Annotated in this window: 8 protein-coding genes; 3 read left to right on the top strand and 5 right to left on the bottom strand. The window is 70.5% G+C overall.

What is annotated here, in order from left to right:
* The 3 genes from AB0J08_RS40970 to AB0J08_RS40960 all read left to right on the top strand — a co-directional run.
* A partial coding sequence (locus AB0J08_RS40970; protein WP_360645102.1) for a tetratricopeptide repeat protein occupies positions 1-958 on the top strand: 958 nt, incomplete at its 5' end.
* Positions 955-1,329, top strand: coding sequence for a hypothetical protein (locus AB0J08_RS40965; RefSeq protein WP_360645099.1), 375 nt, complete (start codon positions 955-957; stop codon positions 1,327-1,329). The genes AB0J08_RS40970 and AB0J08_RS40965, both read left to right, overlap by 4 nt.
* 388 nt (positions 1,330-1,717) lie before the next feature.
* The gene (locus AB0J08_RS40960; RefSeq protein WP_360645096.1) at positions 1,718-2,503 is read left to right on the top strand and encodes an IS5 family transposase; all 786 of its coding nucleotides are present in this window, start codon (positions 1,718-1,720) and stop codon (positions 2,501-2,503) included.
* Here AB0J08_RS40960 and AB0J08_RS40955 read toward each other — a convergent pair.
* From AB0J08_RS40955 to AB0J08_RS40935, 5 genes are all read right to left on the bottom strand, one after another.
* Positions 2,466-3,011: a hypothetical protein gene (locus tag AB0J08_RS40955; protein ID WP_360645092.1), complete on the bottom strand. Its 546-nt coding sequence runs from the start codon at positions 3,009-3,011 to the stop codon at positions 2,466-2,468. The genes AB0J08_RS40960 and AB0J08_RS40955 overlap by 38 nt on opposite strands.
* 151 nt (positions 3,012-3,162) lie before the next feature.
* Positions 3,163-3,315, bottom strand: a complete 153-nt coding sequence (locus tag AB0J08_RS40950; RefSeq protein ID WP_360645090.1) for a hypothetical protein — start codon at positions 3,313-3,315, stop codon at positions 3,163-3,165.
* Between the two features lie 8 nt (positions 3,316-3,323).
* On the bottom strand, positions 3,324-3,812 hold the full coding sequence (locus AB0J08_RS40945; protein ID WP_360645087.1) for a DUF3291 domain-containing protein: 489 nt from the start codon (positions 3,810-3,812) through the stop codon (positions 3,324-3,326).
* 32 nt (positions 3,813-3,844) lie between these two features.
* Positions 3,845-4,513 carry a helix-turn-helix domain-containing protein gene (locus AB0J08_RS40940; RefSeq protein ID WP_360645084.1) on the bottom strand — a complete coding sequence of 223 codons (669 nt, stop codon included), beginning with the start codon at positions 4,511-4,513 and terminating at the stop codon, positions 3,845-3,847.
* 56 nt (positions 4,514-4,569) lie between these two features.
* On the bottom strand, positions 4,570-5,112 hold the full coding sequence (locus AB0J08_RS40935; RefSeq protein ID WP_360645081.1) for a putative glycolipid-binding domain-containing protein: 543 nt from the start codon (positions 5,110-5,112) through the stop codon (positions 4,570-4,572).
* Positions 5,113-5,246 lie beyond the last annotated feature (134 nt).

Raw genomic sequence — 5,246 nt, 5'->3', positions numbered from 1 at the left:
CAGCGGCTCCAACGCAGGACCGCGACGACGCACTGGCACATCCGAAGAATCACTCACGCAAGATCTAACGACGGATCTCCGGCGCAGGACACTAGAAAAGGCCCTGCGGATCCGCCGCGATGTCCAGCTGCCGGCCTTCGAGCGGATCGGCGACACCCGCGCCATCGCGGTTACCTGGGGATGGATCGCGGATGTCCTGCAGCAGCGCGGTGAGGTGGAGGAGGCCCTGCGGATCCACCACGAGATCCAACTGCCGGCCTTCGAGCAGATCGGCGACACCCGCTCCACCGCCATCACTTGGGGGCAGATCGCGAACATCCTGGAGCGGCGGGGTGAGGTGGAGGAGGCCCTGCGGATCCGCCGCGATGTCCAGCTGCCGGCCTTCGAGCAGATCGGCGACACCCGCTCCACCGCGGTCACCTGGGGGCAGATCGCGGATGTCCTGGAGCGGCGCGGTGAGGTGGAGGAGGCCCTGCGGATCCGCCGCGAGGTCGAACTGCCGGAATACCAGCGGGTCGGTGACGCCCGCTCCACCACGGTCGTCTGGGGGCAGATCGCGGACATCCTGTGGCAGCGCGGAGAGCTCGACGAAGCCGTTGAGCTACAGCTGAAGCGCCTGGAAGTCAGTAAGCAGCTCGGCGACATCGACGGCATCGCAGGAGCGAACTTGGGCCTGGCCCAAGTCGACCTGGAGCGTGGGGACCGCCACGCAGCGGTGCCGAGGCTGGTCACCTCGTTCCGGCACTTCTTGGAACTGCAAAGGCCGGACGGTATCGCGGTCGCCGGGATCACTCTGGGGCAGGAGATGTTGGCCTTAGGTGCACGCGCTCAGGCCCGACAAGCACTCCAGGCGTGCCGGGCTGCTGCCGCTGTGATCGGCGCAGCAAACATCGTGTCCCTGGCTGACGAGCTGATGGACACCATCGGCGACGAAGACGACGAAGACGAGGAATCATGATCATCGAGTTTGTCGGCCCGGAAGCCGAAGCTGCCCGGAAGAGTATTGCGGCGGTCACCGCCGACTGGGGCCACCCCGCCGACACCACTGCGTCGACCGCAACGGTGACCGGCTCGGACACCAAGGGCCTCGACCCCGTGGCGGTGACGTCACTGCTCCTGTCCGTGCCCTCCGCCGTGCTTGCGGTCGCAGACATCACCGATCGGATCCGCAAGCGGCGCCGCGCCGGCGAACTCATCGAACGAGCCCGACAGCTGTCCACCGAGCAGGCGACGGCACGGCTCGTCCACGCGGACCACTCCGTCGACCTCGCCACCCTCACTCCCGACCAGCTCCTGGACCTCGTCGCCGACGAACCCCCGGCAGGCTGAATTCCAGGAACCGACAGCCCGGGCCGCAACCGGCCCCGCAGCTTTCCCGCGGCCGTGCAGCGCCGCCAGGCCGAGGAGGGCTCGTCGGACGGTCGAGCGCCGAGGCACGCGGGAAAGGCGCACTGCGCGGGTACCCGGGCGTGTACCGGCCGCATACCGCGATGAGCCCGATCGGGTGACCGTGACGGCCGTCCGGCATGAAGGCAGGGCCTCTTGGTAGCTCAGTGGGTGTCTACACCAACGAGCTTTCCAGGAGGCCCTGTTGTCGTATCTCCACAGCATCGCGGAGGCGGGGTCCACTGCGGCCGCTCTCGCGTGTGACTGCCTGGCTCACAGGTTCGGGAACGCCGGCGACCAGGCGGTCCGCGAGCGCCGATACCCGTCCGACATGTCGGACGCCGAGTGGGTGGTGACCAGGCCGCTGCTGCCGGTGCCGGGCTGGCTTCGCGGCCGGGGCGGCCAGCCGGAGGCGTACTGCCACCGCGCGATACTCGACGCGATCCGCTACCTCGTCGACAACGGCACGAAGTGGCGGGCCATGCCGGCCGACTTCCCGCCGTGGGACCGGGTCTACGCGTTCTTCCGCCGCTGGCGCGACCACGGGCTGGTCCGGGAGTTCCACGACCGGCTCCGCCGCAAGGTCCGCGAGCAGGCCGGGCGGGATCCGGAGCCGAGCGCGGGCGTGATCGACTCCCAGTCAGTCAAGGCGGATGCCGTCGTCGGCCGTGACAGCCGCGGTTTCGACGGCGGCAAGCTGATCAACGGCCGCAAACGGCACGCTGTGGTCGACACCCTCGGCCTGCTGCTGGGGGTGATGGTCACCGCCGCGGACATCGGCGACCGCGCCGCCGGGCAGGTCCTGCTCGCCCAGGTGGCTGCCGCGCACCACCGGCTGGCGTTGGTCTGGGCCGACGGCGGCTACACGGGCAGCCTCGTCGAGTACGGCCTGGCCGTCCTCGCCCTGGTCCTGGCCATCGTCAAGCGCAGTGACGACATGCGCGGCTTCGTCGTGCTGCCCAAGCGGTGGATCGTGGAGCGGTTCTTCGCCCACCTGATGCGCAGCCGCCGCCTCGCGCGGGACTTCGAACGGTCCACCGGCAGCGCGGAGGCGATGGTCTACTGGTCGATGATCCTGCTCATGACCCGCCGCCTTGCCCGGCCACGGCCTTCGTGAGCGTGAACCGGCCCGGCGCCGGCTCGGCTAGCCACCCGCGCGCGGTCAGCCGCTTCGCCTTCGACCGCAACGCCTCGATCTTCGCGGGCACCGGTTCCAGGCCGAAGCAGTCGGCCATCTCCTGGCAGGTCAGCGGGCCTTGACCGAGCCGGACTCGGTCCGCGAGAGCCTGCACGATGCGCTGGTAGTCCGCCGACAGTGCCGACCGGGCCAGACCCGCACGCCATATTGGCACCACCGACTTCGGCTTCGCCGCCTGCGAAGACGCAGGAAGCGCGGGCGGTTCACCACGATCCGACGAATCCTCGGCGGCATCCGGGCCGGCGGTGTCTCCTTCGCCCGGGGACAGCACCTCGCCGACGCGTGAACGGGCGATGACCCACTCGTTCCACTCCCGCTCGGCCACGACCAGCTCGGCCTGGATACGGTCCATCTCCTCCCGCAGCGCGTCCACACGACGGCGAGCGGTCAGCTCACGCTGTTCCAGCAGCCCCACGACCGACGGCATCCCCGACCTCCAGCAAGAGCGACGACACGACAGGTCACCACTCCCCGAGACTGCCGACCCCATGCCTGAACAGCGGAAACGCAGCACTCAAGCCCGGAAAGACAACAGCCACTTACAGGTATCCGGGGGTTCGTCAGGCCTGTACGGCACATCAGCGACGGGCGTGCTCGGAGTCCTGCAACCGCGGCGGCCAGAACGGGGCCGCCGACCAGGGCGCCCGGGTGCTCTGGCTGGACGCCACCACCGGCCGCACCGACCTGCTGGTCCGCGAACGCCCGGCCGGGTCCTGCTGACCGAAGAGCAAGGGCACTCCTACACCGCCGCCTCCGGCCGCGGGTCCGCCTCGGCGGCGGTGTAGGAGGAGGCGAAGGTGAAGGCACGCGGGGACGGCCCGTTCTCCTGCAGCTCGGCCAGCCGCTCCAACGCCTCACCGACCGTGGGCCGGTGACCTGCGGGGACCCACCAGAGCACCATGTGCGCCTCGACGTGCCGGTGGAACCAGTCCCGCCGACGCCGCATCACCTCCAGGTGCCCACTGCGGTAGGCGAAGTCCCACAGGGCTTCCTGGCTCTCCCACACCGACAGGTTGACGATGACGTTCTCCCCCGCGGGCCGCAGGCTGGTGGCGTCGTTCTCCCCCTCCTCGGCGAGCCGCCAGACGAAGCCGGGCGTACGGTCGGCGGCCTCGTTGACCGGGTCGAGCATCTCGACGAACGGGGCGATCCGGGGGTCGTCGAGGGGGTACCGGAGGGTGCCGATGTTGAGCTGGGCCAGGTGGGCGCCGGGCGCGGATGCGGTCATGGCCTCATCCCAGCACGGCGCACTTTTCTATGTCAATGATTATTGTTTTTAGAAGGCTCGACCACCACGCAGCACTCTCCCGGCCGGGCGTCCATCCGGGCGCAGACGGGACCGTCCGCGCCGATCAGCCCTTCCAGCAGCGCGAGGTTCATGCCGCACACCAGCGGCGGGAAGCGTTCGGAGACGGCGTGGAAGGGGCAGTTGCGCATCCGCACCACCTCGTGACCCTCCTCCGCGCCCTCCCGGTGCGGCTCGTACCCCCGCGCCGCCAGCACCTCCATCGCCTCGTCGAGTCCGCCACAGGCGTCCCCCGAACCGCGCAGTCCCTCCCCCCGGCGGCGCGCGGCCGCGTACAGTCCGGCGTCCAGCCCGGCCTGTTCGGCGGCCTCGGCCAGCAGCTCGGCGAGGGTGCGGTAGTCCCGGGCGGGCAGCGACACCGCATGCTCGCCCGGGGCCCGCGTGTACACCTTGGCGGGCCGGCCCGCCCCCGGCCCCGAACGGCCCGTCAGCCGGCGGCTGCCGCTCTCCAGCAGTCCGGCCTCGGCCAGTTTGTCCAGGTGGTGCGCGGCGAGCGTGCGCGCCACCCCGGTCGCCTCGGCGGCCTCGTTGCGGCCGACCTCACGGCCCTGCGCCACCACGTACTCGTACAGGCGTCGTCGCACCGGGTCCTGCAACACCGCGATCGCATCGATATCCTTCACCCCGCCATTCTAGGAACAACGCAGGTTGGAGATAGAAAGCCACCGGGCCGGACGGGTCACCCCAGGCGCCGGGCCAGCTGCGGGTAGTGCCGGACCAGTCCGTCCCGATCGAACGCCAGCTCACTGGCGAAGTCCTCTGAGGCGTACCGGACCACCCCGGCCCCCAAGTGGGTGTACCGCTGCCGGGACGGCCGAACGGCCAGGTCCGGCACGGAGACCCAGGCCATCAGGAAGTCCTCCACGCCCCCGGCCCGGTGCAGGCCGTGGCGCAGCACCGGCATGGTGTTGGTGAGCGGCGACAGCCCCAGGTCGCAGTCCAGGGCGCCGGCCAGCTCGGGCAGGTCCCGGCCGTCGGCCGTCCACCGGCCGCCCTCGGACCGACGCAGGTCCAGCTCCCGCGTGCCGTCGGCCGTGTCGGCGGTGACCGACAGCCGGCGGGTGACGTAACCGGCGTCGGTCTCCAGCCGATAGGTGAGCCAGTACGGCTCCGGGACGGTGCCGACCACCCGCCCGCGCGCGGTCAGCCGGTCGGCACCGAGCTCCACCCAGGCGGTCTCGTATCCCTGACTCGCGGTCACTTCCCAGCTCGGTACGGTCATGCCCGCCACCGTAGTACGAGCCCCCGCCCCAACACCGAACGGCTACTGAACTTGATTGGGTGATGTCGGGGCTGTTCGCCTGACGGTGGGGCTGTGGATCCGGTAGCCCTGGGGTATGAGGTACGCGCAGGGCG

The sequence above is a fragment of the Kitasatospora sp. NPDC050463 genome (genome assembly GCF_040655255.1).
Lineage (GTDB): Bacteria > Actinomycetota > Actinomycetes > Streptomycetales > Streptomycetaceae > Kitasatospora.
This window is presented reverse-complemented; position numbering and strand designations above follow the sequence as displayed.